The sequence below is a fragment of the Pseudomonas sp. R4-39-08 genome (assembly GCF_003852275.1).
Classification (GTDB): Bacteria; Pseudomonadota; Gammaproteobacteria; order Pseudomonadales; family Pseudomonadaceae; genus Aquipseudomonas.
In genome coordinates this window covers 2,340,171-2,364,878 of sequence record NZ_CP027733.1, presented here as the reverse complement: position 1 = coordinate 2,364,878, position 24,708 = coordinate 2,340,171, and the positions used below count along the sequence as shown (strand labels likewise).

The 24,708-nt window shown below is 61.1% G+C and carries 21 protein-coding genes and 1 pseudogene; 8 read left to right on the top strand and 14 right to left on the bottom strand.

The genetic code is table 11. The annotated features are described in order from the left end of the window. Positions 1 to 77: 77 nt before the first annotated feature. Positions 78 to 1,403 (bottom strand): sigma-54 dependent transcriptional regulator, encoded by a 1,326-nt coding sequence (locus C4J88_RS10965; protein ID WP_124406905.1) that lies wholly within the window; start codon positions 1,401 to 1,403, stop codon positions 78 to 80. Positions 1,404 to 1,725: 322 nt separating this feature from the next. On the opposite strand from C4J88_RS10965, the gene C4J88_RS10960 reads away from it, so the two are divergent. Next, positions 1,726 to 1,986, top strand: a complete 261-nt coding sequence (locus C4J88_RS10960; protein WP_124362387.1) for a hypothetical protein — start codon at positions 1,726 to 1,728, stop codon at positions 1,984 to 1,986. A 54-nt stretch (positions 1,987 to 2,040) separates the two neighbouring features. Here C4J88_RS10960 and C4J88_RS10955 read toward each other — a convergent pair whose 3' ends face one another. From C4J88_RS10955 to gnd, 3 genes are read right to left on the bottom strand one after another with little or no spacing between them, the layout of a single operon-like run. Further along, entirely contained in the window at positions 2,041 to 2,865 is an 825-nt protein-coding gene (locus C4J88_RS10955; protein ID WP_124362386.1) for an HAD family hydrolase, read from the bottom strand. After that, a complete protein-coding gene (gene zwf, locus C4J88_RS10950; protein WP_124362385.1) occupies positions 2,862 to 4,385 on the bottom strand; it encodes a glucose-6-phosphate dehydrogenase in 1,524 nt (507 codons plus the stop codon). The genes C4J88_RS10955 and zwf overlap by 4 nt, the downstream gene beginning before the upstream one ends. Further along, positions 4,382 to 5,365 (bottom strand): phosphogluconate dehydrogenase (NAD(+)-dependent, decarboxylating), encoded by a 984-nt coding sequence (gnd, locus tag C4J88_RS10945; RefSeq protein WP_124362384.1) that lies wholly within the window; start codon positions 5,363 to 5,365, stop codon positions 4,382 to 4,384. Before gnd ends, zwf begins: the two co-directional genes overlap by 4 nt. 257 nt (positions 5,366 to 5,622) lie before the next feature. On the opposite strand from gnd, the gene C4J88_RS27395 reads away from it, so the two are divergent. From C4J88_RS27395 to C4J88_RS10930, 4 genes are all read left to right on the top strand, one after another. Next, positions 5,623 to 5,799, top strand: a complete 177-nt coding sequence (locus tag C4J88_RS27395) for a DUF6026 family protein (protein WP_163003427.1) — start codon at positions 5,623 to 5,625, stop codon at positions 5,797 to 5,799. Positions 5,800 to 5,953: 154 nt separating this feature from the next. Further along, entirely contained in the window at positions 5,954 to 7,696 is a 1,743-nt protein-coding gene (locus tag C4J88_RS10940; RefSeq protein ID WP_124366635.1) for a phosphoethanolamine transferase CptA, read from the top strand. Between the two features lie 127 nt (positions 7,697 to 7,823). Next, on the top strand, positions 7,824 to 10,061 hold the full coding sequence (locus C4J88_RS10935; RefSeq protein ID WP_124406904.1) for a TonB-dependent siderophore receptor: 2,238 nt from the start codon (positions 7,824 to 7,826) through the stop codon (positions 10,059 to 10,061). 141 nt (positions 10,062 to 10,202) lie between these two features. Beyond that, positions 10,203 to 10,415 (top strand): hypothetical protein, encoded by a 213-nt coding sequence (locus C4J88_RS10930; RefSeq protein WP_124362381.1) that lies wholly within the window; start codon positions 10,203 to 10,205, stop codon positions 10,413 to 10,415. A gap of 100 nt (positions 10,416 to 10,515) precedes the next feature. Here C4J88_RS10930 and C4J88_RS10925 read toward each other — a convergent pair whose 3' ends face one another. The 9 genes and pseudogenes from C4J88_RS10925 to C4J88_RS10885 form a co-directional block, all read right to left on the bottom strand. Continuing rightward, the gene (locus tag C4J88_RS10925; RefSeq protein WP_124370349.1) at positions 10,516 to 11,007 is read right to left on the bottom strand and encodes a GNAT family N-acetyltransferase; all 492 of its coding nucleotides are present in this window, start codon (positions 11,005 to 11,007) and stop codon (positions 10,516 to 10,518) included. A 147-nt stretch (positions 11,008 to 11,154) separates the two neighbouring features. Further along, positions 11,155 to 12,264 carry a cell division protein ZapE gene (zapE, locus tag C4J88_RS10920; protein ID WP_124406903.1) on the bottom strand — a complete coding sequence of 370 codons (1,110 nt, stop codon included), beginning with the start codon at positions 12,262 to 12,264 and terminating at the stop codon, positions 11,155 to 11,157. Positions 12,265 to 12,321: 57 nt separating this feature from the next. Continuing rightward, positions 12,322 to 13,452, bottom strand: a pseudogene (locus C4J88_RS10915) (5-methyltetrahydropteroyltriglutamate--homocysteine S-methyltransferase); the annotation flags it as partial. Between the two features lie 124 nt (positions 13,453 to 13,576). After that, positions 13,577 to 14,410, bottom strand: coding sequence for a phosphodiesterase (locus C4J88_RS10910; protein WP_124406902.1), 834 nt, complete (start codon positions 14,408 to 14,410; stop codon positions 13,577 to 13,579). A 10-nt stretch (positions 14,411 to 14,420) separates the two neighbouring features. Then, positions 14,421 to 15,452, bottom strand: a complete 1,032-nt coding sequence (locus tag C4J88_RS10905) for an ABC transporter ATP-binding protein (RefSeq protein ID WP_124406901.1) — start codon at positions 15,450 to 15,452, stop codon at positions 14,421 to 14,423. Continuing rightward, positions 15,449 to 16,243: an ABC transporter permease gene (locus C4J88_RS10900; RefSeq protein WP_124366629.1), complete on the bottom strand. Its 795-nt coding sequence runs from the start codon at positions 16,241 to 16,243 to the stop codon at positions 15,449 to 15,451. Before C4J88_RS10900 ends, C4J88_RS10905 begins: the two co-directional genes overlap by 4 nt. Beyond that, positions 16,240 to 17,058 (bottom strand): iron ABC transporter permease, encoded by an 819-nt coding sequence (locus C4J88_RS10895; protein ID WP_124366628.1) that lies wholly within the window; start codon positions 17,056 to 17,058, stop codon positions 16,240 to 16,242. Before C4J88_RS10895 ends, C4J88_RS10900 begins: the two co-directional genes overlap by 4 nt. Next, positions 17,059 to 18,063, bottom strand: coding sequence for an ABC transporter substrate-binding protein (locus tag C4J88_RS10890; RefSeq protein WP_124406900.1), 1,005 nt, complete (start codon positions 18,061 to 18,063; stop codon positions 17,059 to 17,061). After that, entirely contained in the window at positions 18,047 to 19,066 is a 1,020-nt protein-coding gene (locus tag C4J88_RS10885; RefSeq protein WP_124406899.1) for a LacI family DNA-binding transcriptional regulator, read from the bottom strand. The genes C4J88_RS10890 and C4J88_RS10885 overlap by 17 nt, the downstream gene beginning before the upstream one ends. 352 nt (positions 19,067 to 19,418) lie before the next feature. Here C4J88_RS10885 and C4J88_RS10880 point away from each other — a divergent pair, with 352 nt between their 5' ends. Further along, positions 19,419 to 20,516 (top strand): carboxynorspermidine decarboxylase, encoded by a 1,098-nt coding sequence (locus C4J88_RS10880; protein WP_124406898.1) that lies wholly within the window; start codon positions 19,419 to 19,421, stop codon positions 20,514 to 20,516. 28 nt (positions 20,517 to 20,544) lie between these two features. Further along, on the top strand, positions 20,545 to 21,789 hold the full coding sequence (locus C4J88_RS10875) for a saccharopine dehydrogenase family protein (protein ID WP_124366624.1): 1,245 nt from the start codon (positions 20,545 to 20,547) through the stop codon (positions 21,787 to 21,789). Positions 21,790 to 22,131: 342 nt separating this feature from the next. On the opposite strand, the gene C4J88_RS10870 is transcribed toward C4J88_RS10875, so the two are convergent. Continuing rightward, positions 22,132 to 23,631, bottom strand: a complete 1,500-nt coding sequence (locus C4J88_RS10870) for a CoA-acylating methylmalonate-semialdehyde dehydrogenase (protein ID WP_124406897.1) — start codon at positions 23,629 to 23,631, stop codon at positions 22,132 to 22,134. Between the two features lie 107 nt (positions 23,632 to 23,738). Between C4J88_RS10870 and C4J88_RS10865 the strand changes: the two genes are divergently transcribed. Next, positions 23,739 to 24,677 carry a LysR family transcriptional regulator gene (locus tag C4J88_RS10865; protein ID WP_124406896.1) on the top strand — a complete coding sequence of 313 codons (939 nt, stop codon included), beginning with the start codon at positions 23,739 to 23,741 and terminating at the stop codon, positions 24,675 to 24,677. Positions 24,678 to 24,708: the final 31 nt, after the last annotated feature.

Below are 24,708 nucleotides of genomic sequence, written 5' to 3'. Positions count from 1 at the left end.
CCAGCGGGAGCAAGCTCCCTCGCCACAGGTTCGGTGTCGCCTTAACTGACTGGCATTAGGGCTTGCCCCCGATGGCCCTAGCGAATCTGGTGTTTGTGCAGCAACCGGTAGAACGTCGGCCGGGAAATGCCCAGCACGCGGGCGGCGACGCTCAGGTTATCGCTGTGCCGGTGAAGCACATCGCACAACGCCTGACGTTCGGCGCGGTGTTTGTAATCTTCCAGTGTCGCCATCGGCAGTGAAGCCGCCTGCTCGCCTTGCAGTCCCAGATCAACCGCTTCGATCTGGCGCCCTTCGGCCAACACCAGGCCACGGCGCACGCGGTTGGCCAACTCACGTACATTGCCTGGCCACAGGTGCTGCCCCATCGCTACCAATGCATCTTCGCTGAAGCTGCGCGGGCGGCGGCCGGTTTCCTGGCTATAGAAGCGCGAAAAGTGATTGGCCAGCATCGCCACGTCACCATGGCGTTCACGCAAGGGGGCCGTGACCACTTGCAGGACGTTCAGGCGGTAATACAGGTCTTCGCGGAAAGTGCCCTTTTCCACGGCGGCCTCAAGGTCTACGTGGGTGGCCGCCAGCACCCGCACATCCACCGGGATAGGCTGGCTGCCGCCGACGCGCTCGATCTGTTTCTCCTGGAGAAAGCGCAACAGGTTGGCTTGCAGTTCCATCGGCAGGTCGCCGATTTCATCGAGGAACAGCGTGCCACCGTGGGCGGCCTCGATGCGTCCGACCTTGCGCTGGTGCGCTCCGGTGAAGGCACCCTTTTCATGACCGAAGAGTTCGGATTGGATCAGGTGTTCCGGAATCGCCCCACAGTTGATCGCCACAAACGGCTTGGCGTGCCGCTGCGATTGCCGGTGCAGGGTTTTGGCCACCAGTTCCTTGCCGGTGCCGCTGTCGCCCCGAATCAGTACCGGGGATTCAGTGGGCGCCAACTTCGACAACAACTTGCGCAGTTCACGAATGGGCCGGCTGTCGCCCAGCAGCTCATGCCCAGGCCCACCCACGGGGGTGTTGCCCTTGCCGCGCAGACGCGCCATGCCGAAGGCGCGTCCCAGGGTGACCTGCACCCGCGACACGTCGAACGGCAAGGTGTGGAAGTCAAAGAACCATTCGCAGACGAAATCGCCGACGTTCTGCAGACGCAATACATCCTGGCTGAGTACCGCGATCCACTCGGTGCCGCTACGGCCAATCAGTTCCTTGACCGCTTCGGGGCGCTCCAGATGACACGGCTGCAACCGCAGCAGGCCGACATCGCAGGACCTATCTCCCACCGCTTCCAGGGCACAGCTGTCCACGTCCCATCCGACCGTGCGTAAGCCCGGTAGCAACCCATGGCAATCCGCACACGGGTCGACCACCAGCAAGCGGCGTTGGACGGGGGATACAATCATGAATATTCCTTGGCGTCAGAACAGTAACGTTATTAGAAACAACTGTTTGTGATGACTGACAGGGACCTTAGCAAAATTTTGACGCAGCCTTTGTAACCATTCGCTATAAGTGCGGGCAAAACGCCACCTATGTTTGAACTGTTAACGCCTGGGTTGAGCTTTTAAAACAGCGACTTACATGACATTAGTCAGGAAACATTAAAATTTGTTGCTCTAGCATGTGACCCGTACCCCACCATCGCGCATCAGTACAAGTAACCCACCGCACGGTCAGCCCAACCGCCGGTACTCACTTGAATGGGCATAGAGAGAGACGACCCACATGAACGCTCCGCTGCGCATCAACGAAGCTCTTTTGATTGCAGACCGCGCTTTCCAACCCTTTCAGTGCGTGGCCTGGCACGATGGCAATGGCGCCCTCAGCCTGAGCGTCATCGACCGCACCAATACCCGCATCGGCAGCAAACAGCTGTCCTCGAACACTTACACCGACCCGGCGCAACTGGAAAACCTGTTGTTGCAGGCGCGTGCCGAGCTCGACAAAGATGGCTACAAGTTGCAACAGTGGGCAATGCCCAAGTAAGTCGACAGGTTAACTTCCGATCACTGCACTCGCGTGATCGGAAGTTTGACTTACTTATCGCGCGGTCAGCATAAATCGCTCGAACGCTTCAGCAGCGCCGTCTTCGACATTACTGCCGGTGACGACGCTGGCCTGACGCTTGACGGTTTCTTCCGCCTGGCCCATCGCGATCGATAAACCGGCCACCTGGAACATCGCCGGGTCGTTGCCACCGTCACCAATGGCCGCCGTTTGCGCAAGCGGCACCCCAAGGTGCGCCGCAATGGTCTTCAAGGCCTCGCCCTTATTGGCCAGCATCGCCGTCACATCCAGGTAAACCGGCTGCGAACGCGACACCTGGGCCAAGCCCTGGACCTTGGGCTGCAATTGCGCCTCCAGCTCCACCAGCAATTGCGTGTTGTTGCTGGCGGCGACGATCTTGTCGACCCGATCCAGGTACGGCTCGAAACTCTCGACCACCACCGGCCCGTACCCCAGGCCATCGGCTTCGCGCTGCACCATCGGTCCTGGCGGGTCACGACGCAGCCAATCGCCGTCGGCGAACACCCACACTTCCACGTCCGGCTCAGCGGAAAACAGCGCCAACGTCACCAGGGCTGCTTCCGCCGGCAGATGGTGGGCCACCAGGATGCTGCCATCCGGGTTGATCAAGGTACCGCCATTGAAGCCCGCCACCGGCACGTCGATACCGAAGGTCTCGATCAAATGCAGCATGGCCTTGGGTGGTCGCCCGCTGGCCAGGCTGAAAAACACCCCGGCCTCACGCAGCGCGCGCACCGCATCGGCGGTGCGCTGGCTCAGGCTGTGATCCGGGTGCAGCAACGTGCCGTCCACGTCACTGAGGATAAAGCGGATGGGATGAATCGCTGCATCACTCATCCGAGGCTGTGCCAGGTGCGGCCATCACGGGCCAGCAAGGTGTCAGCCGCCGCCGGGCCATCTTCGCCAGCCTTGTAGGTCTGGATACCATCATCTTCTTTCCAGGCATCCAGGAACGGCTGCACGGCGCGCCAGCCGTTCTCGATGTTGTCGGCGCGCTGGAACAAAGTCTGGTCGCCGGTCATGCAGTCGTAGATCAGCGTCTCGTAACCGGTCGAGGGTTGCATCTCGAAGAAGTCCTTGTAGTCGAAGCCCAGTTCGATATTGGCCATCTCCAGGGTCGGCCCAGGCTTTTTCGCCAGCAGGTCGAACCACATGCCTTCGTTCGGCTGGATCTGGATCTTCAGGTAAGTAGGCTTGAGCTCATCGACCTCGGTGTCGCGAAATTGCGCGTAAGGCGCCTGCTTGAAGCAGATCACGATCTCGGTGTCGCGGATGCTCATGCGTTTGCCGGTACGCAAGTAGAACGGCACGCCGACCCAGCGCCAGTTGTCGATCATCACCTTCAGCGCAACGAAGGTCTCGGTGCTGCTGTCGGGCGCGACGTTGGCTTCTTCACGGTAACCCGGCAGCGACTTGCCGGCGATTTCACCGGCGGTGTACTGGCCGCGAACGGAATTGGCCCGCGCATCTTCCAGGGACCAGGGGCGGATTGCCCCCACCACCTTGGCCTTCTCCCCGCGCACCGCGTCGGCACCGAAGGCTGCAGGCGGTTCCATGGCAACCATGGCCAGCAACTGGAACAGGTGGTTGGGCACCATATCTCGCAGGGTGCCGGTTTTTTCGAAGAAACTGCCGCGGGTTTCCACGCCGACCGTTTCCGCAGCGGTGATTTGCACATGATCGATGTAGTGATTGTTCCAGAACGCTTCGAACAGCACGTTGGAAAAACGGCTGATCAGGATGTTCTGCACCGTTTCCTTGCCCAGGTAATGGTCGATGCGATAGATCTGTTTCTCGCTCATCACCTTGAGCAGGCACGCATTCAAGGCTTCGGCGGAGGCCAGGTCGGAACCGAACGGTTTCTCGATGACCACGCGGCGAAAGCCCTCCTCGGTTTCATTGAGCAACCCGGCGCTGCCCAGGCGTTGCACCACTTCACTGAAGAAGCGCGGTGCGGTCGCGAGGTAGAACACGGCATTGGCGGTGCCGCTGTCGGCAATTTTCTGCGCGATATCCGCGTAGGTGCTGTCGTCGAGGAAGTCGCCCTCGACGTAGCTGATGCCTTTGGCCAACTGGGCCCACAGGTGTGGGTCCAGCGCATTGTCGGCATTACCCCGGACTTTGCTGGCCGCCTCGGTGCGAATGAAATCCTCGAGCTTCTTGGCAAAGTCAGCGTCGCTGACGGCGTTGTGATCAACGCCCACGATACGCAGGCCATCGCCCAGCAACCCGTCGCGGCTCAGGTTGTACAGCGCCGGCATCAGCAGGCGCTTGACCAGGTCGCCATGGGCGCCAAACAGGAACAATGTAGTGGGTGGAGCGGGTTCGGCCTTGGGTTTCTTGCCGTTGGCGGTCATTTTTTGGAAGTCTCCACGTGGCCGCCAAAGCCGAAGCGCATGGCCGAGAGCATTTTGTCACCGTAGGTGCTCTGCTGGCGCGAACGGAAACGGGCGAACAGCGAGGTGGACAGCACCGGTACCGGCACCGCTTGCTCCATGGCCGCTTCGATGGTCCAGCGGCCTTCGCCACTGTCGGCCACGGAGCCGGAGTAGCCGTCGAGTTTCGGGTCGGTGGCCAGGGCATCGGCGGTCAGGTCCAGCAGCCACGACGACACCACGCTGCCACGGCGCCAGACTTCGGCGATGTCGGCCACGTTCAGGTCGAAGCGCTGATCTTCAGGCAGGTTTTCCGAGTTCTTGGTCTTGAGGATGTCAAAACCTTCGGCAAACGCCTGCATCATTCCGTATTCAATGCCGTTATGGATCATCTTGACGAAGTGACCGGAGCCCGCTGGGCCAGCATGGATATAACCCTGCTCGGCACGCGGGTCGGCAGAAGCCGAACGGTCCTTGGTGCGAGGGATACTGCCGATACCGGGAGCGAGGCTCTTGAAGATCGGGTCGAGGCGCTGCACGGTTTCAACGTCGCCGCCGATCATCATGCAGTAGCCACGTTCCAGGCCCCAGACACCGCCCGAAGTGCCGACGTCAACATAGTGCAGGCCCTTTTCCGCCAGGGCCTTGCCGCGACGCACGTCGTCCTTGTAATTGGTATTGCCGCCGTCGATGATCACGTCACCGCTTTCCAGCAGCTCACTGAGTTCATTGATGGTGTCTTCGGTCGGCGCGCCCGCCGGCAGCATTACCCATACCGCGCGCGGCTTTTGCAGGCCGGCCACCAGGGCCTCCAGCCCGGCGACGCCAGTGGCGCCCTCCTCGCTCAAGCCCTTTACGAATGCTTCATTACGGTCATAAACAACGGTGGAATGCCCATTGAGCATCAGGCGCCGCGCAATATTACCGCCCATGCGGCCTAGTCCGATAATCCCCAGTTGCATGTGCTGATGCTCCTAACTGCAAAAAAATGTGTGACATAGTTTATAGCGCAATGAGGCTAATGAGGGTTAGTCCAGAGCGGATCCGTGTAGTTTCATGGCAAAAAAGTTGCCATCATTTCACCATCACTCCTGGAAAAGTCACACGACCACCAAAAATAAAAAAGTTCCCTTGGTGTGAAAAAGAATTCAGACTTACCTCCGACTGTTGCCGCGAACCGATTCGGCAGCGCCGTTGACCGCTATTTGCGAGGTAAGCAATGAGCACAGCACAGATGACCCGACCGCCTCAGACCCTCTACGTCAGCATCCGCCGCGATGAATTGCGCCAGTTGAAGGACGAGCGCGATCAGTTGCAACAGGAAGTCCTGCGTCTGCGTTCACATCTGCAGGCCCAGCTTGAACTGCCGTCCGGCGCCAAGCCCGCGCTCTGCTGACCCGCCCTGGCGAGCCTGTAAGGCAATACCTACAGAAAACTCACAAAGTTTTCACACACTTATCCCGATACTCCCGCCCGCGATGCCGCTCACTTTCTGGGCGGCCCGATGTCGCGCGCCTGTGCGCGACGATTATTTTCTGATGGGGCGCTGGATGGCGATGTTCAAACGCAGCACGACGACTGCGAAAGGCTTTGATTGGGCCGGCCTTGGCTGGTTATTCCTGTTTTTCTGGTATTTCTCTGGGATTACCCAACTTCTTATCCAACTGACGGGCACGTCCGGCTTCAGCGGTTTCCGCCAGGCGTTCTTCATGAGTGCGCTGTGGCTGGCGCCGATGTTGCTGTTCCCCCGGCAAACACGCCTGCTCGCTGCCTTGATCGGCGTAGTACTGTGGGCCTGCTCCATGGCCAGCCTGGGTTATTTCTTCATTTACCAGCAGGAATTTTCCCAGAGCGTCATCTTCATCATGTTCGAGTCGAACATTTCTGAAGCGGGCGAATACGCCACCCAGTACTTTGCCTGGTGGATCGTGCTGGCATTCATCGCCCACACCGCCTTCGCGGTTTTCCTGTGGACACGCCTGCGCCCGGTGTACTTGCCTCGCGGCCAGTCGATCGTGGCGGCAATCGCCATTGTGTTGGCCGTGGTCGGCTACCCGTTGGTCAAGCAGATCGCCACCAGCGAAACCATGGAACTGGCCATTGACCGCTTCGAAACCCGGATCGAACCGGCCGTGCCATGGCAGATGATCGTCGCCTACCGCCGCTACACCGAACAACTGGACAATATGCAAGGCATGCTGACCAGTGCCAGCCAGATCCCACCGCTGAAAAACCTCAAGGACAGCATGGCCGGCCAGCCGTCCACCCTGGTGCTGGTGATTGGCGAGTCCACCAACCGCCAGCGCATGAGCCTGTATGGTTACCCGCGTAACACCACGCCGGAACTGGACAAGCTGCGCGACCAACTGGCGGTGTTCGACAACGTCATTACACCGCGCCCGTACACCATCGAAGCGCTGCAGCAGGTACTGACCTTCGCCGACGAAGAAAACCCGGACCTGTACCTCAAGACGCCGTCGATCGTCAGCGTGATGAAACAGGCCGGCTACAAGACCTTCTGGATCACCAACCAGCAAACCATGACCAAGCGCAACACCATGCTCACGACCTTTTCCGAACAGGCCGACGAGCAGGTGTACCTCAACAACAACCGGAACCAGAACGCCCGTCAATACGACGGCGATGTACTGGCCCCGTTTTCCAAGGCCCTGGCCGATACCGCCGAGCGCAAGTTCATCGTGGTGCATCTGCTGGGCACGCACATGAGCTACCAGTACCGTTATCCACAGTCGTTCGACAAGTTCACCGACCGCCAGGGCGTGCCGCCCGGTGTCAGCGATGCACAGCTGCCGACGTACAACAGCTATGACAACGCGGTGCTGTACAACGACTTCGTGGTGTCGAGCCTGATCAAGGACTACGCCAAGACCGACCCCAACGGCTTCCTGCTGTACCTGTCGGACCACGGCGAAGACGTGTTCGACTCGGCCGGCCATGACACCCTGGGCCGTAACGAAGGCAAGCCGACCGCGCCGATGTACACCATTCCCTTCATGGCCTACGCCTCGCCCAAGTGGCGCGAAAGCCACGATTGGAGCTTCGCTGGCGACCTGCAACGGCCTTACAGCAGTTCGCAGTTGATCCACACCTGGGCGGACCTGGCAGGTTTGAGTTTCGATGAACTGGACCGCAGCAAAAGCCTGGTCAGCGACAGCTTCAAGCCGCGCCCTTTGCTGATCGGCAACCCTTACGAGACCAAGCAAAAGGCGTTGATTGACTTCAGTCTGATCAAGCCGAAAAAGGCCGACAGCACCGACGTGGTAGCCAAGTAACCAGCGGCTCGTAACAAGAAGATAACAATCATTCTCGTTTAAACCTAAAGATCCGCGCCTCCTTTCGTCTTTGAGCCATGCCCACCCCATCCGGGGCGGTCTCAAAGACGACAAGGAGTTTGCCGCGATGCTCGCGCCGTTTACCCGTTCCATCACCTTTACCCTTGGCCTGTTCAGCCTTGCGCTGAGCCCTGAACTGCTGGCCGAAACCGATCCCGAACACGCCCCCGCCAACGCTCTCGAACTGGGCGCCACCACGGTCACCGCCGAAGGCCTGGGTGCGACCACCGAACACACCGGCGCCTACACCACCGGCTCCATGAGCACCGCCACCCGCCTGAACCTGTCGATCAAGGAAACCCCGCAATCGATCTCGGTGATCACGCGCCAGCAGATGGACGACTTCAACCTCAACACGCTGACCGACGTGCTGCGCCAGACCACCGGCGTCAACGTCCAGCACAACGATTCGGACCGCGTGTCCTATACCGCCCGTGGTTACGGCATCAACAACTTCCAGATTGACGGAATGCTCAACACCTTCGGCTACATGAAGAGCGACGCCGACACCATCATCTACGACCGTATCGAAGTGGTGCGTGGCGCCACCGGCCTGACAACCGGCGCGGGCGACCCCTCGGCCACCGTCAACATGGTACGCAAGCGCCCTACTGCCCAATGGCAGGCGCAAACCGGGATCAGCGGCGCTACCCATGACAACTACTACAGCTACCTCGACGTCGGCGGCCCGCTGGCCGTCGATGGCAAACTGCGCGGGCGCAGCGTTCTGGCCTACCGTGACAGCAAATCCTTTCGCGACAACTATGCCCTGCAGCGCGCGGTCGGCTACGGCATTCTCGAAGGCGACCTTTCCGACGACACCGTGCTGGCCGTAGGCTTTGATTACCAGGACAAGCAGGTACAAGGCACCTCCTGGGGCACCGTGCCGTACTGGAACAGCCAGGGCGGCAAGGCCGGACTGTCGCGCTCCACCAATATGGCGGCGCACTGGAGTTCCTGGCCACTGACCGACAAAACCACCTTCGCCACCCTCGATCATCGGCTGGGCGGCGACTGGCACCTGAAGGCGGCCTACACCCATCGCCAGAGCGATACCGATGGCAAGGTGTATTACGGCGGCGCGGGGTTCCCCAATGCCGACCGCAGCGGCATGACGGCCTGGGCCAGCCATATGCGCGGCACCTCGAGAATGGAAGCCATCGACCTCAACCTGGCCGGCAGCTACGCGCTGCTGGGCCGTGAACACGCGCTGATGATGGGTTATGGCGAGGCGGCGCAGCGCGACAGTTCGCCCTTCATGCGCAGCAAGCTGCCCTCCAGCTACTACTCCATCGAGGACTGGAAACACATGGGCGGCATCGGCAAGTTCAGCGATGACGTCACCGACCTCAAGGGTGAACACAGCAAGAAACAACAGAAAGCCGGTTACCTCGCGACTCGACTGAGCCTGACCGAACGTTTGCACGCCGTACTCGGCAGTCGCTACGGCAGTTGGGAGCTGCAAAGCGCTACCCCCGAATACGACGCCAACGATCAACTGACCGCGTCCGGCAAAACCGGGCAAACCCATAACGACATGTGGACGCCCTACGCCGGGCTGCTTTACGACATCACGCCGCAATACACCGTCTACGCGAGCTACACCGACATTTTCAAGCCGCAGGATGCGCGTGATGCCAACAAGAAATACCTGGAACCGGTGGTGGGCAGCAACTATGAGGTGGGGCTCAAGGGCAGCGTACTCGACGAGCGTCTGAACCTGGCCGCCGCGTATTTCTGGAGCACCCAGGACAACGTCGCCGAGCGGGACGACTCGGTGCCGCGCAACCCGGCCACCGGCGAGGAGTACTACAAGTCCGGCGGCAAGGGCAACAAGGTGAAGGGCTTCGAGCTGGAAGCGGCGGGGGAAATCACCCCGGACTGGAACCTGACTGCGGGCTACACCTACACCCATTCGGTGAATGGTGCAGGCACACGCAACAACACCGGCCAGCCGTTGAACCTGTTGAAGTTATCCAGCGCTTACCGCCTGCCGGGGGCCTGGCGCAACCTTACCGTGGGCGGCGCGGTGAGTTGGCAGAGCGAGATGTATGACTTCGGCGACCGCCCCACGGGGGCGCGCAACAGCGAAGGCAGACCGATAACCACGCGGGAGAAAATCACGCAACAGGGCTACACCGTGGTCAACCTGATGTCGCGCTACCAGTTCGATGAACATGTTACGGCGTCGGTTAATGTCAACAATCTATTTGATAAGAAATATTACGAACGCGTTGGCTTTTATAACGGCGTGTATTGGGGCGATCCACGTTCGGTCACGCTGGCACTTGACTGGCGGCTATAACGGCCCCTGGCGAAGTTAACAAAATTGTCAACTTCGCAGGTGAACTTCGTTAATTCCCACTTAATAGGATAACGCCATAGTCGCCCCACGATCAGATCAGGGAGTGACCGATCACCTATCAATCTAAATGGGAATACCGCCATGAAACTTTCGACCTTGATGCTCGCCAGCCTGATGACCCTGACCTCTGCCGCCGCCTTTGCAGAAGGCGGCTCAGAGCGCTCGAAAGAGTTCTACAACAACTTCAGCTTCATTCAGGAAAAAACCCACGGCAAGGCTGAACAACAAGTTGCGTCCGCCGATGGTAAACCGGTTAAAGCCACCACTGCCGAAACAGCACAACCCAATAGTTAATTAATATTGAGTTAATCCGCACCACCCCTCTGCCATTCCGCTCCCTTGGCAAAGGTTTATCAGGCGCCATTCAATGGCGCCTTTTTTTATCCTGTTTTTATTACAGCGCCTTGCTCCAGAACAACATACGGCCATGGGCAGGATCAAAAACCGAATCGTCGAAACCGAACTTGCGATACGCCGACTGTGCCAACTCATTGCCTTCAAGCACTTCCAGGGTGATTTTGCAGCAGCCACGCTGCCGGGCGATTTCCTCGACCTTTTGCAGCATCTTCTGGCTCAATCCCAAGCCACGAAACTGTTTCGCCACCACCACATCATGAACGTTGACCAAGGGCCGACAAGCGAATGTCGAGAAGCCCTCGAAGCAATTGACCAGCCCGGCTGGCTCACCCCCGACAAACGCCAGCACACTGAACGCATAGGGGCGCTTGGCCAGTTCCCCAGGCAATTGCTGCAACAGGTCGGCTTGCAAGGTGTGCCCGCCGCCCATTGGATCTTCAGCATAGTGGTTGAGCAACGAGCCGATGGCGTCGGCGTGCACGGCGTTGGTGTAGCTGGCTTGCAGCACCAGGATGTCAGGGGTGTCCATTTCCGTCCTCGATAACGACAACCAGGGAATCGAATCCCTTTGAGAGGGGTGATTGTAGGCATGGAGTCAGCAGCAGATGAAGGAGATTAACGACAAATGCCTGACAGAAAACGCCCAGGTTGCAGGCATCCAAAGCCCTGGCCGAGGTCAGGCGCCGAAGCGCTGCAGCTGCATTTCTCGCAAGCGGCTCAAGGTGCGACGAAAAGGAAACGCCAGGTAGCCTTCGGTATACAGACGCTCCAGCGGCACCTGAGCCTCGATGAACAACGGCACCTTGCGGTCGTAACATTCATCCACCAGCGCGATAAAGCGTCGCACGCTGTCATCGTGCACCGACAGCTGCGGCAAGTGACGGTCCCCTGCGACAACGCGCTCGGCCCCGTCTTCGGTGCCACGGGCAATCCGCCCCGGGCGCTGCGGTGCACTGAGATTGGGCACTTGCGCCAACAGGATGGCCTTGAAGCGATCACACAGCAGCATGAAATCCATCGCGGCCAGCGGCTGTTCGCAAAGCTCGGCGTAGCGACACCACAGCACCGTGTCACTGGCCTGCACCGCCGTCATCGTGCGATGGCCCACGTTCACCACCCTCCCCTCACTGACCGTTTGCCCCGCACTCAGTTGCTTGAACACCGTGGCCAGTGCCTCAGGCTGATTCACCCAGTAGCGCTGCAGGCCCACACCGGCGTGCAAGCGATGATCCTCGCCACCGTCCACCGCCACCACCTGCATATGCTGCTTGATCGCCGCGATCCCCGGCAGGAACCGTTCACGGTTGAAACCCTCGGCGTACAGCTGCTCAGGCGGTTGATTGGAGGTGCAGACCATCACTACGCCCTCCTCGAACATCACCTGGAACAGGCGGCCGAGAATGATCGCGTCACCGATGTCATTGACGAACAACTCATCGAAACACAGCACGCGCACGTCCCGGCTCAGTTCCCGCGCCAACGCCTGCAGCGGGTCCTTGATACCGCTGAGCTGGAACGAGCGCTGGTGTACCCAGCCCATGAAGTGATGAAAATGCTGACGCCGCGCCGGCACGCGCAGGCTTTGAAAGAACTGGTCCATCAACCAGGTCTTGCCGCGCCCCACCGGCCCCCACAGGTAAACGCCGGCGATCGGCGAATGGCCTTGGTGCAAGGCCTGGTGACAGGTTTGCAAGGCCTGCACCGCCGCGTGCTGGGCGTCGTCCGGCACGAAACCCTGCTGGGCGATGGCATCTTGATAAGCGGCGAGCGGCGAGTCGAAAGTCATGGGTGCCAGTATGACCTACTACGCGAACGCCAGCCGCGCAGTTTTCGCCGTCAACCCAGCTCCGCAGGCGCTTGGCATCTGAGGAGGGTCGACGGCCTGGGCCAGCGCTGCGACTTGCGCGCACGTTTGCAAGGCGCAGGTCAGCCAACTGCCCGGCCCGACGTTCAGCCGGTCGTCACGCTCCGGGCCCACCGGGCTGTACAGCAGCGGGCAAGACGGCGCCACCCACAAACGATCGCCCAGTTTTTCGTGGGCGCGCTGCAAGGTCGCCAGGGCTTTTTCCAAGTCGCAGCGCCCTAGGTTGCGGCCATCGACCACGCCCAGGGACAGCACCTTGTACGCCGGCAGGCGATCGAGAATGGTCGGGTATTGCTCCGGCGCCCGCACCAGGTCGATGTGCAGCCCATCGACCGGCAGGTTGGCGGCCAGGCCGAGGTTTTTCTCCAGCCCGCCAAAGTAGGTGGCGACCAGCTTTTTCAGCGGATCGCGCTGGATCAGGTTATAGGCGCGCTCAAAGGCATTCTTCCAGGCCTGCGGCAGGTCGAGCACCAGGATCGGCTCGTCGATCTGCACCCACTCCACGCCCAGCTCGGCCAGGCGCTGGAAAATCTGACCATACAGCGGCAGCAGGCGGTCGAGCAGCTCGAGCTTGTCAAAATCAGCGCCCTTGGCCTTGCCTAGCCACAGGTAGGTCAGCGGGCCGATGACGACCGGCTTGACGTTGTGCCCGAGGTCGCGCGCTTCCTGGACTTCTTCGAACAACTGTTTCCACCCCAGGTGGAATTGCTGGTCGACGCTGAACTCCGGCACCAGGTAGTGATAGTTGGTATCGAACCACTTGGTCATTTCCTGGGCGTGAGCAAAGCCGCAGCAGTTATCGCTGACGCCACGGGCCATGCCGAACAGCGTCTGCAACGTGGCCTGACCATCGGCTGGGCGGAACCGCTCGGGGACTACGCCAAACATCAGCGAGTGGGTCAGCACCTGGTCGTACCAGGCGAAATCACCTGCGGGCAGCAGCTCAATGCCCGCTTGTTTTTGCAGCGCCCAGTGAGCCCTGCGCAAGTCGCGGCCCACGGCACGCAGGCCGGCCTCGTCGAGTTCGCCCTTCCAGAACGCTTCCTGCGCTTTCTTCAGTTCACGATCGCGTCCAATGCGCGGGAATCCGAGGGAATGAGCGACTGCCATGACTTACAACTCCACTGTAGGTATTCAATGGCAGCCATTGTCGGCAGATGCTTATAGTGAGACAAACTCATTTTATTTTAGATGATCACAAGTTCCACTCATGTTTAGACTGCGGTCAATCGGATCAGTCAATCAACCCATGAGCGTCATAGAACGGATACGGCCCGGGGTAATCCCCGAACACGCCGTTGTGGCTGACCAACCCCTGTTGCGCGTCCCAGCGATGCAGCAGATACCCCGCCGGCTCCAGGTTGAAATGGGCGGGCGCGGCGTCTTGCAAATCCAGCACGATCTGATGGGAGGTGCCGGGGCACACACAGCTCAAGCTGCCACCAAAGCGTCGCTGCATCGGCCGGTGCAGGTGCCCACACAGCAGGCGTTCCACTTGCGGGTGGCGTGCCACGACTGTTTCCAGGGCGGCGGCATTGATAAACGGTTCGCGGTCCATATGGCCGATGCCGCTCATAAACGGCGGGTGGTGCAGAATCAGCAAGGTCGGCGCGTCCGGGCGTCGCGCCAGTTGCGCGTCCAGCCACTGCAACTGGCTGTCCAGCAATTGCCCGCCATGGCCACCGGGGATGGTCGAGTCCAGGCCGATCAAACGCAGCGGATGCTCGTCCACCACCCAGTCCAGCGGCCCCTGTGCCGACGACGGCAAATAGGCGTGATCACGGAAGGCTTCGAGCAACGGACCGCGTGTGTCGTGGTTGCCGGGCACCAGGTAGCACGGCATGTGCAGGCGCGCGAGTTCGGGGTGCAGCACGGCGTATTCATCGGCGCGGCCGAAGTCCACCAGGTCACCGCTGATCACCACGATATCGGGCCGGGGATGGCTGGCGTTCAAATGGTCGACGGCACGGCGCAGCGCGCCCAAGGTATCGACCACCCCATACGTCAGGCGCTCGCCAGCTTTAAGGTGCAGGTCGCTGATTTGCACAACAAGAAACGGACGATTCACAAGCAAACTCTCACGCATTCAGGGTGAATAACATGTGCGGCGCAATCGCCAGGGCAATCGGCGCGCCGACGGCGTACAGCTGGTTGTCGCTGCTGTCCACCAGCAGCGGTTGCGGGTCGCCCACGTCCACCAGCAGGCGGCTTTGCGCGCCCTGGAAAAACTGCGCCAATAGATGGCCGTGCAAGTGCCCTTCGCTCTCCATCACCCGCAGGTGTTCGGGGCGGCAGTACACCGTGTCGGGCACGTCGGCGGCCTGCCACGGCAACTCGCCGCCGCAGACTTTCAGGCCATGGACTGTTCGCGAGGTAACAACAAACGCATTGAGGTTGCCGACAAAACCGGCGACAAACGCATTCGCCGGCTTCTGGTAAATGTCCCGTGGACTGGCCAGTTGCGCGACGCGGCCGTGCTCCATCACCAGGATGCGATCACCCAGGGCCATGGCTTCGCCCTGGTCGTGGGTGACGAACACCGAGGTGATGCCCAGGCCACGCAGCAGTTCATTCAGCTCACTGCGCAGGCGCTCACGCAGTTGCGCATCGAGGGCTGCCAGCGGTTCATCCAGCAACAGGACCTTCGGGCGCGGCGCCAGGGCACGGGCCAGGGCCACGCGTTGGCGCTGGCCACCAGACAACTCGTGGATGCTGCGCTGGCCATGCTGTTGCAGGCCCACCAGCTCCAGCAATTCGTCGCAGCGCTTGTTGCGCGCAAGCGGCGACATCCCGCGAATCTTCAAGCCGTAGACGATATTGCCGGCCACATCCAGGTTGGGAAACAGCGCGTAGTTCTGGAACACCATGCCCACGTCACGACGCTCGATGGGCAGGCGCGTGACGTCGTCGTTGCCGAAAAACACCTGGCCCACATCCGGGCGCTCCAGCCCGGCGATCAGGCGCAAGGTGGTGGTTTTGCCACAGCCCGATGGGCCAAGAATCGCCAGGGTTTCGCCGCCTTCGACGGTCAGGTCCAGGTCATGCACGGCCACGGTGCCGTCGGCGAATGCCTTGCGACAGCCTTGCAGGCGGATAGTGATAGCGGTCATCGACGCTCTCCACGGGATAAACGGGCACTGATGGCCTGCAATGCAATCAGCAGCGGCACGATCATCAGCAAAAAGATAAGGGTATAGGCGCTGGCGATTTCCAGGCGCGCCGAGGCGTAGCTGTCGGCCAGGCCGACCGGCAAGGTCTTGGTCATCGGTGTGTGCAGCATCCAGGTCAGGTTGAACTCACCCAGGGACAAGGTGACCACCATCAGCACACCCGCCAGAATCCCTGCCCGGCTGTTAGGCACCACCACACTGAAAAAGCGTTTGATGGGCCCGGCGCCAAGGCTGGCCGCCGCCTCTTCCAGCACCGGCAGATGCTGGCGCTGCATCACCGCCATCACCGGGCGCACCAGGAACGGCAAGGTGAACAGCACATGGCCCACCAGGATGAACAACCAACTGCTGCGAAACGTGCCGAACTGGCCGTAGGTGAGCAGCAAGGCCAGCGCACTGGCCAGGCCCGGCATCGCCACCGGCAGCACCATCAGTTCCTCGAAGGCGCGGCTGAAGCGGTTGTTCATGCGCACCAGGGCGTAGGCCGCCGGCACGCCGATCACGCAGACGCACACCGCGCAGGCCAGGGCCAGTTGCAGCGACAGCCACACGGTCGGCGAATAGGCCTGCCACACCTGCACCAGCCAGTCGAAGGTCAGGCCGCTGGACACGCCGACGAAGAAATTGCGCGTGAGTCCCGCCAGCAACGACATCAGCACCGGCACCAACATGAACGCGCACACCAGCAAGGTGAACAGCAGTTGAATCACAAACAGCGATGAGCGCTTCACAGGACAGTCCCCGCGTTTTTCACCAGGCGTCGCGTGAGCAACAACACCGCCCAGGTCACCGCGCCAAGCACCACCGACAACGCGGCGGCGACGGCAAAGTTGGCATAGTTGGTGAACACGTTGTAGATCGCCACCGGGGTGACGTTCAGCCGCGTGCCCAAGGTAAAGGCCGTGCCGAAGGCGCCCATGGACGTGGCAAAACAGATCGCCCCGCACGACGCCAGCGCTGGCGCCAGGCCCGGCACGATCACGTCGCAGACCACGCGCCAATGCCCGGCGCCCAGCGAATGCGCGGCTTCCTCCAGGCTACGGTCGAGGCTTTCGCAGGCCGCCATCACCGTGAGGATTACGCGGGGGATCGAGAAATACAGGTAGCCGACAAACAACCCGGCCAGCGAATAGGCAAAGATCCAGCGTTCACCGGCCAACTGCAGGCCGAGCGACGCCAGCAGCCCCTGGCGCCCGGCCAACAGGATGACCAGGAAGCCCACCACCACCCCGGGAAACGCCAGGGGAAACGTGAGCAAGGCCACCAACGCCGAGCGCCCAAAAAACCGCTGGCGCGCAAGAAACACGCCGCTGATGCCGCCAATCAACAACGCCGTGAACGTCACGATGATGGCCAGCACACAGGTCTGCGCCAGGCTGCCCAGGTACTGCGCGCTGCTGAGCACCTGCCAATAACCGCTGCCGTGGCTGTCGCGGCTTTCGCCGCCGAGCACGATCAAGTGCGCCAGCGGCAGCAGCCAGAATGCGAACAGCACCGCAAAGGCCGGAGCCAGCGCCCAGGCCGCACGTTTTGCCGATGTGGCCACTTACTTGACCTCGTTCAGATAACGGGCCGCGAAGGCTTCCTGCACGGCGGCCATTTTCTGGTAGTCCACCACGCCGGCGCGCGCATAGTCGCTGTCGGGCAGGAACTGCGCGGCGACCTCAGCCGGCATCTGCACCGGGCGTACCGGACGCAAGTAAGCCCTGGCCCAGAGTGCCTGGCCTTGATCCGACAGCACGAAGTCCAGCACCTTCTCGCCATTGGCGCGGTGCGGCGCGTTGGCCACCAGGCTCATCACGTAGGGCACACTGATGCTGCCCTCTTTGGGGATCACGAAGGCAACGTTGGCGTTGTCCTTATAGCGGGCGCGGTAGGCGTTGAAGTCGTAGTCCACCAGGATCGGCAATTCGCCGGACAGCACCCGCGCATAGGCGGTCTGCTTGGGCACGATGGGCGCGTTTTTCGCCAGTTTCTGGAAGTAGTCGATGGCCGGGGCGAAGTTGTCCAGGTCGCCGCCCATCGCGCGGTTGATCGCCACAGCAGAGACGTAACCAACAAAGGCGCTGGACGGGTCCAGGTAGCCGACCATGCCTTTGTATTGCGGCTTGAGCAGGTCGGCCCAGCTTTGCGGCACCGGCAGGCCACCCAATGCATCGACGTTGACCATAATGCCCAAGGTGCCGGAGTGAATTGCGAACCACTGGCCCGCCGGGTCTTTCAGGCCGGCGGGGATCTGCTCCCAGCCCTTGGGTTTGTAGCCATCGACCACGCCGGCTTTTTGCGCCTGCAGGCCGAAGGTCACCCCGTAGTACACCACGTCGGCGACGGGTGCGGCCTTTTCGGCCACCAGTTGCGCCAGCGACTGGCCGGAGTTCTTGTTATCCAGCGGCACTTGCACGCCGGTGCTGGCGGCAATGGCCTTGAGCTGGGTGCCCCAGTCGGCCCAGTCCGGCGGGCAGTTGTAGCAAATTGCGGTGTCGGCGGCCTGGGCCAGGCTGGCCATACCACACAGCAGCGCGGCGGCCAGGGTTTTACGCAATGCGCGCATCAAGAAACTCCTCATGGGGTTGAGTGCTTTCGCCCGGCCGGATATGGCAAGGCAGGCAATGGGAAATCGGGGCGTTGCCGGCGATCTGCGCCAGCAATTGGTCAATCACTGTGCTGGCGAGCAGCGCGATGGGCTGCACCACGCTGCACAGGGTTGGGTGCATCTGGGTGCCGAGGGCGATGCCGTCAAAGCCCATCACCGAGAGTTGCTTGGGGACGTGCCAGGCGTTGCGGCGCAGTTCGGCGATCAGGCTGATGGCGAGGAAGTCGTTGGAACACACCAGTGCCGTGGGCGCCTCGGGGCCTTCAAGGTACGGCTGGATGGCGACGAATTCAGCCTGGGTGTGCGCGGGCATTTCGATCACCGGGCGGCTCTTGAGGCCGTAGGCTTGCATCGCGTCGCAGTAACCGGCGTAACGCAGGCGCGCACGGTCGGACTGCAACGCGGGGCCCGCGACCATGCTGATGCGCCGGTGCCCTGCCTCCAGCAGATACCGGGTGGCCATGGCCATGCCGGCGCGGTTGTCGACCGACACGGCGCTGTAGCTGGGGTTGCTCGGTTGGTGGTAGGCCAGCACGAATGGGGTCTGTTCGCTGGCGAGGCTGTTGAGCACGCTGTTGCTCTCGGCATCGGTGACCGTCAGTACCAGGCCGTCAACACGTTGGCGCAGCAGTTCTTCCACCACCATGCTTTCGCGTTCAGTGCTGTAGTCGGTAGTCGCCAGCACCAGGCTGTAGCCGCGCAACCGCGCCGCACGTTCCATGGCCTGGAACTGTTCGGCGAACACCGGATTGAGCAAGTTGGGCACCACCACGCCAATCAACCGGGTGGTTTGCAGGCGCAGTTGGCGACCGAGCAAGTTGGGCCGAAAGCCCAACTCACGGGCGGCGGCAAACACCTGCTCACGGGTGGCCGGGCGCACCTGGTCGGGGGAGGCAAATGTGCGGGCAGCAGTGGCGCGGGATACGCCAGCCAGCTGCGCAACGTCTTTCAGGTCAGTCATTGTCACTCGCTTGAGATCGATCTCATTGGCGAGGACAGTAACGGGGGAATGTGGCAGGAAGGTGGTGGGGAGATGACGGTTTGATGTCAGTGAAGCCCGGTTACACAGCGTTGATCGTTCCCACGCTCTGCGTGGGAACGCCGCCTGGACGCTCTGCGTCCCGCTTGTGAGGTGACGCGGAGCGTCATGGGATGCATTCCCACGCAGAGCGTGGGAACGATCAGTAGTCATACTCAGTGGTTAAGATCGTAAAACCGGCGCAGCAAATTCCGCCCACTAACCTTTCGATCTGATCCAAGTGCGGGCACAATGCGTGTCCTTTTTTGGCAGGCACCGCCGCAGGCTCTCAAAAATGATCAAAACGCCGTACTACCTCATCGATAAACAGAAGCTTCTGGTCAACATGCAGAAGATTGCCTACGTGCGCGAGCAGTCCGGCGCCAAGGCTCTGCTGGCGCTCAAGTGCTTTGCCACCTGGTCGGTGTTCGACCTGATGCAGCAATACATGGACGGCACCACCTCGTCGTCGCTGTATGAGTTGAAGCTCGGCCGCCAGAAGTTCGACGGTGAAGCGCACGCCTACAGCGTGGCCTGGGCCGACGATGAAATCGAAGAGATGCTGGAGAACTGCGACAAGATCATCTTCAACTCCATCAGCCAACTGCAGCGTTTTGCCGAACGTTCCGAAGGCAAGACCCGTGGCCTGCGCGTCAACCCACAGGTGAGCAGCTCCGATTACCTGCTGGCCGACCCGGCGCGTCCGTTCAGCCGCCTGGGCGAGTGGGACCCGGTGAAGATCGACGGCGTGATCGATCAAATCTCCGGTTTCATGTTCCACAACAACTGCGAAAACGGCGATTTCAGCCTGTTCGACAGCATGCTCGGCACCATCGAAGAGCGCTTCGGCGCGCTGCTGCACAAGGTCAAGTGGGTCAGCCTCGGCGGCGGCATCCATTTCACCGGTGAAGGCTATGCGTTGGATGCGTTTTGCGCACGGTTGAAGGCATTCTCCGAGAAGTACGGCGTGCAGGTGTACCTGGAGCCCGGCGAAGCGGCGATCACCAACAGCGCGTCCCTGGAAGTCACCGTGCTCGACACGCTCTACAACGGTAAACACCTCGCTGTGGTCGACAGCTCCATCGAAGCCCACCTGCTGGACCTGCTGATCTACCGCCTCAACGCCAAGCTGGCGCCGAGCGAGGGTGAGCATACCTATATGGTGTGCGGCAAATCCTGCCTGGCCGGCGACATCTTCGGCGAGTATCAATTTGATCGTCCGCTGGCCATCGGCGATCGGCTGTCGTTCATCGACACCGCTGGCTACACCATGGTCAAGAAAAACTGGTTCAACGGCCTGAAAATGCCGTCCATCGTAGTGAAACAACTCGACGGTACAGTCGAAGTGGTTCGTGAATTTGGTTACGACGACTACCTGTCCAGCCTTTCGTAAGCTGGCGGATATAGGAGAAATAAAGCAATTGAAAAAGAACGTTCTTATCATTGGTGCAGGAGGTGTCGCCAAGGTGGTGGCCCACAAGTGCGCGCAGCACAACGACGAACTCGGTCGTATTGCTATCGCGTCGCGCAACATCTCCAAATGCCAGGCCATCATCGACAGCGTCAAGGCCAAGGGTAGCCTCAAGGTACCCGCCGACATTCAGGCCTTTGCGCTGAACGCCCTGGACGTGGAAGCGACCAAGGCTCTGATCCGCGAGACCGACTCGCAGATCGTCATCAACGTGGGTTCCGCGTTTCTCAACATGTCGGTGCTGCGTGCCTGCATCGATACGGGCGTGGCTTACCTCGACACCGCCATCCACGAAGAGCCGGGCAAGGTCTGCGAGACCCCGCCGTGGTACGGCAACTACGAATGGAACCACCTGGAAGAATGCAAACAGAAGAACATCACTGCCATCCTTGGCGTGGGCTTCGACCCGGGTGTCGTCAACGCGTATGCCGCGCTGGCGCAGCAACAGCATTTCGACCGCATTGATTCGATCGACATTCTCGACGTCAATGCCGGCTCCCACGGCAAATACTTCGCCACCAATTTCGACCCGGAAATCAACTTCCGCGAGTTCACCGGACAGGTGTGGAGCTGGCAGAACAGCCAGTGGACCAGCAACACCATGTTCGAAGTCAAACGCACCGACGACCTGCCGGTAGTCGGTTCGCAGAACCTCTACCTCACCGGCCACGATGAAGTGCACTCGCTGTCGAAAAACCTCGACGTGCCCAATGTGCGTTTCTGGATGAGCTTCGGTGAACACTACATCAACGTCTTCACCGTACTGAAAAACCTCGGCCTGCTTTCCGAGAAGCCCGTCAAAACCGCTGAAGGCCTGGAAGTGGTGCCGTTGAAAGTGGTCAAGGCGGTACTGCCTGACCCGTCATCGCTCGCACCGGGCTATACCGGCAAAACCTGCATTGGCGACCTGGTCAAAGGCACCAAAAACGGCCAGCCGCGCGAGATGTTCATCTACAACGTGGCTGATCACGAAGAAGCCTTTGCCGAGACCGACAGCCAAGGCATCTCGTACACCGCAGGCGTCCCACCGGTAGCCGCTGCGCTGCTGGTGGCGCGCGGCGAGTGGGATGTGAAACACATGGCCAACGTCGAGGAACTGCCGGCTGAGCCATTCCTCAAAGCGCTGGACGTGATGGGCTTGCCGACTCGGATCAAAGACGAGCACGGTGATCGCGCCTGGGATGCGATTGCCTGACCGGCGATAGCTGACCGAACAAAAAATGCGCCCGATTGGGCGCATTTTTTTGTGGGAGGGGGCTTGCCCCCGATGGCGATGCATCAGCTACAACTGAGCCGGCTGACACACTGCATCGGGGGCAAGCCCTAATGCCAGTCAGTTAAGGACGAACACTGTACCTGTGGCGAGGGAGCTTGCTCCCGCTGGGCCGCGAAGCGGCCCCAAAAATGGGACTGCTGCGCAGTCCAGCGGGAGCAAGCTCCCTCGCCACAGGTTACTTTTTACGCTTTCTACTTCTTAACTGACTGGCATTAGGGCAAGCCCCCTCCCACATCAGGTTTTGTAGTGCAGGGGTAAACCTTACTTCGACACCGGCATCGCAAACTCCGCGCCCTGCTCGATGCTCTCCGACCAACGCTGCATGATCGATTTCTGCTTGGTGTAAAAACGCACGCCCTCGGTGCCATAGGCATGCATGTCGCCAAACAGGCTTTTTTTCCAGCCACCAAACCCATGCCAGGCCATCGGCACCGGAATCGGAACGTTGATGCCGACCATGCCCACTTCGATGCGCCGCGCAAATTCGCGGGCAATGTTGCCGTCGCGGGTGAAGCAGCTGACGCCGTTGCCGAACTCGTGGTCGTTGACCAGTTTCACTGCGGCGGCGAAATCATCCACACGCACGCAGGCCAGCACCGGGCCGAAGATTTCTTCGCGGTAGATGCTCATGTCTCGGGTCACATGGTCGAACAAGGTAGCGCCGAGCCAGAAACCGTTTTCCAGGCCGGGCTCTGACGGCACGTAGTCGCGGCCATCAAGCAGCAATTGCGCGCCGGCCTGCACGCCTTGCTCGATATAGCCGCTTATCCGCTCCAGGGCAGCGCGGGACACGATCGGGCCCATTTCGGCCTTGAGGTCGCGGCCATCGGTAATGCGCAGTTGCTTGGCGCGTTCGGTCAAGGCAGCGATGACCTTGTCACCCACATCGCCCACCAGCACCGCCACCGAGATTGCCATGCAACGCTCGCCGGCACTGCCGTAGGCGGCGCCCATCAGGGCGTCGACGGTGCGTTCGATATCCGCGTCGGGCATCACCACCATATGGTTTTTCGCGCCGCCCAGGCCTTGCACGCGTTTGCCGTTACGCGCACCGCTTTCGTAGATGTACTGGGCAATCGGCGTGGAACCGACAAAGCTCACGGCCTTGACGTCCGGGTGTTCGATCAGCGCGTCCACCGCTTCCTTGTCGCCCTGCACCACATTGAACACGCCCTTGGGCAGGCCCGCTTCGCGCAGCAGCTCAGCCATGAACAACGAGGCGCTCGGGTCGGTGGGGCTGGGCTTGAGAATGAAGGTATTACCCGCCGCAATCGCGATCGGGTACATCCACATGGGCACCATCACCGGGAAGTTGAACGGCGTGACGCCGGCCACCACGCCCAGCGGCTGGCGCATTGTCCAGTTGTCCATGCCACGGGAAACCTGGTCGGAATGTTCGCCCTTGAGCAGGTTGGGAATACCGCAGGCGAACTCGAGGATGTCGATACCACGGTCGACTTCGCCCTGGGCATCGGTAAACACCTTGCCGTGTTCGGCGACGATGATGCGTGCCAGGTCGTCCTTGCGTTCACGCAGCAGGTGCAGGTATTCGAACAGCACACGGGCGCGGCGGATCGGCGGGGTATCGGCCCAATCGGCAAAGGCGGCCTGGGCGGCGGCGACGGCTTCGGCCACGGTCTGGCGGCTGGCCAGGGCCACACGCGCGGTGACTTCACCAGTGGCCGGGTTGTAGACGTCCTGATAGCGATCATCGCGGCTCACGCGCTGGTCGTTGATGTAGTGCTCAAGGGTAATCGGCATGGCAGGCGATCCAGGTGGTTGGCGTTGGTATACACCTTAGGCTTTCGCTTTGTTCCGAACCAGAGCAGAATCCTGAACTTATTGTGCATCCTGGCGAACAATACCCCATGGAAAAAGCAGAGATCGAAGGGCTGTGGACCCACATCCATTGGCTGTCAGTGCTGGAAGAACACGGCACCTACACCGCCGCTGCCGCGCGCCTTGGGGTGAGCAAATCGGCGGTGAGCCAGCGGATTTCCGACCTGGAAAAAGCCACCGGCACCCGCCTGGTGACGCGCACCACGCGCAGCGTACGGCTGACCGATGCGGGGCTGTCGTTGACCCGCGAGGTGCGCAGCGCCTATGAACACATCGCCCGCAGTTTCTCTGCGGTGCGTGACCTGGCCGGCGAAGTGCGTGGCCTGGTGCGGCTGACCGCGCCGGTGGCGTTCGCCCGGCAACAGCTGGTGCCGCATCTGCCGCAATTCCTGCGCCAATACCCGCAGGTGCGCATCCAGCTGGACGTGTCCGACGCCTTGAGTTCGCTGGCCGCCGAAGGTTACGACCTGGCCGTGCGCCATGGTTTCCAGATACCCGAGACCCATGTGGCCTGGAAGCTCTGCGACACCGCCTCGGTGCTGGTCGCCACCCGCGATTACCTGCAGCGCCATGGCGAACCCCGCGAGCCGGGCGACCTGTCGGCGCACAACTGTCTGTTTTACCCACGGGGTGCCGACCAGCCGGCCTGGACCTTCGAACGCGGCAGCAAACACCTCGAACGCCTGACCGTGCCTATCGCCGGCAGCTTCGCCACCAATAACAGCGAAGCCCTGCGCGACGCGGCGCTCAATCACCTGGGCATCGCCCTGCTGCCGGATTTCAGCGCCCATGCGGCGCTGGCCGAGGGCAAGCTGGTGCAGGTATTGAAGGGGTGGACGCTCAAGGGCGCATTCGCCGATGAAATCTACCTGATCCGCCCCTACTCGCCCCATGTGCCGAAGGCAGTGAACGCGCTGGTGGGGTTTTTAAAGGCGCAGTTGGCGGGGGGGTTTCGATTCGACGGCTGAGGCAGCGCATAAAAAAGGCCCGGCGACGCAC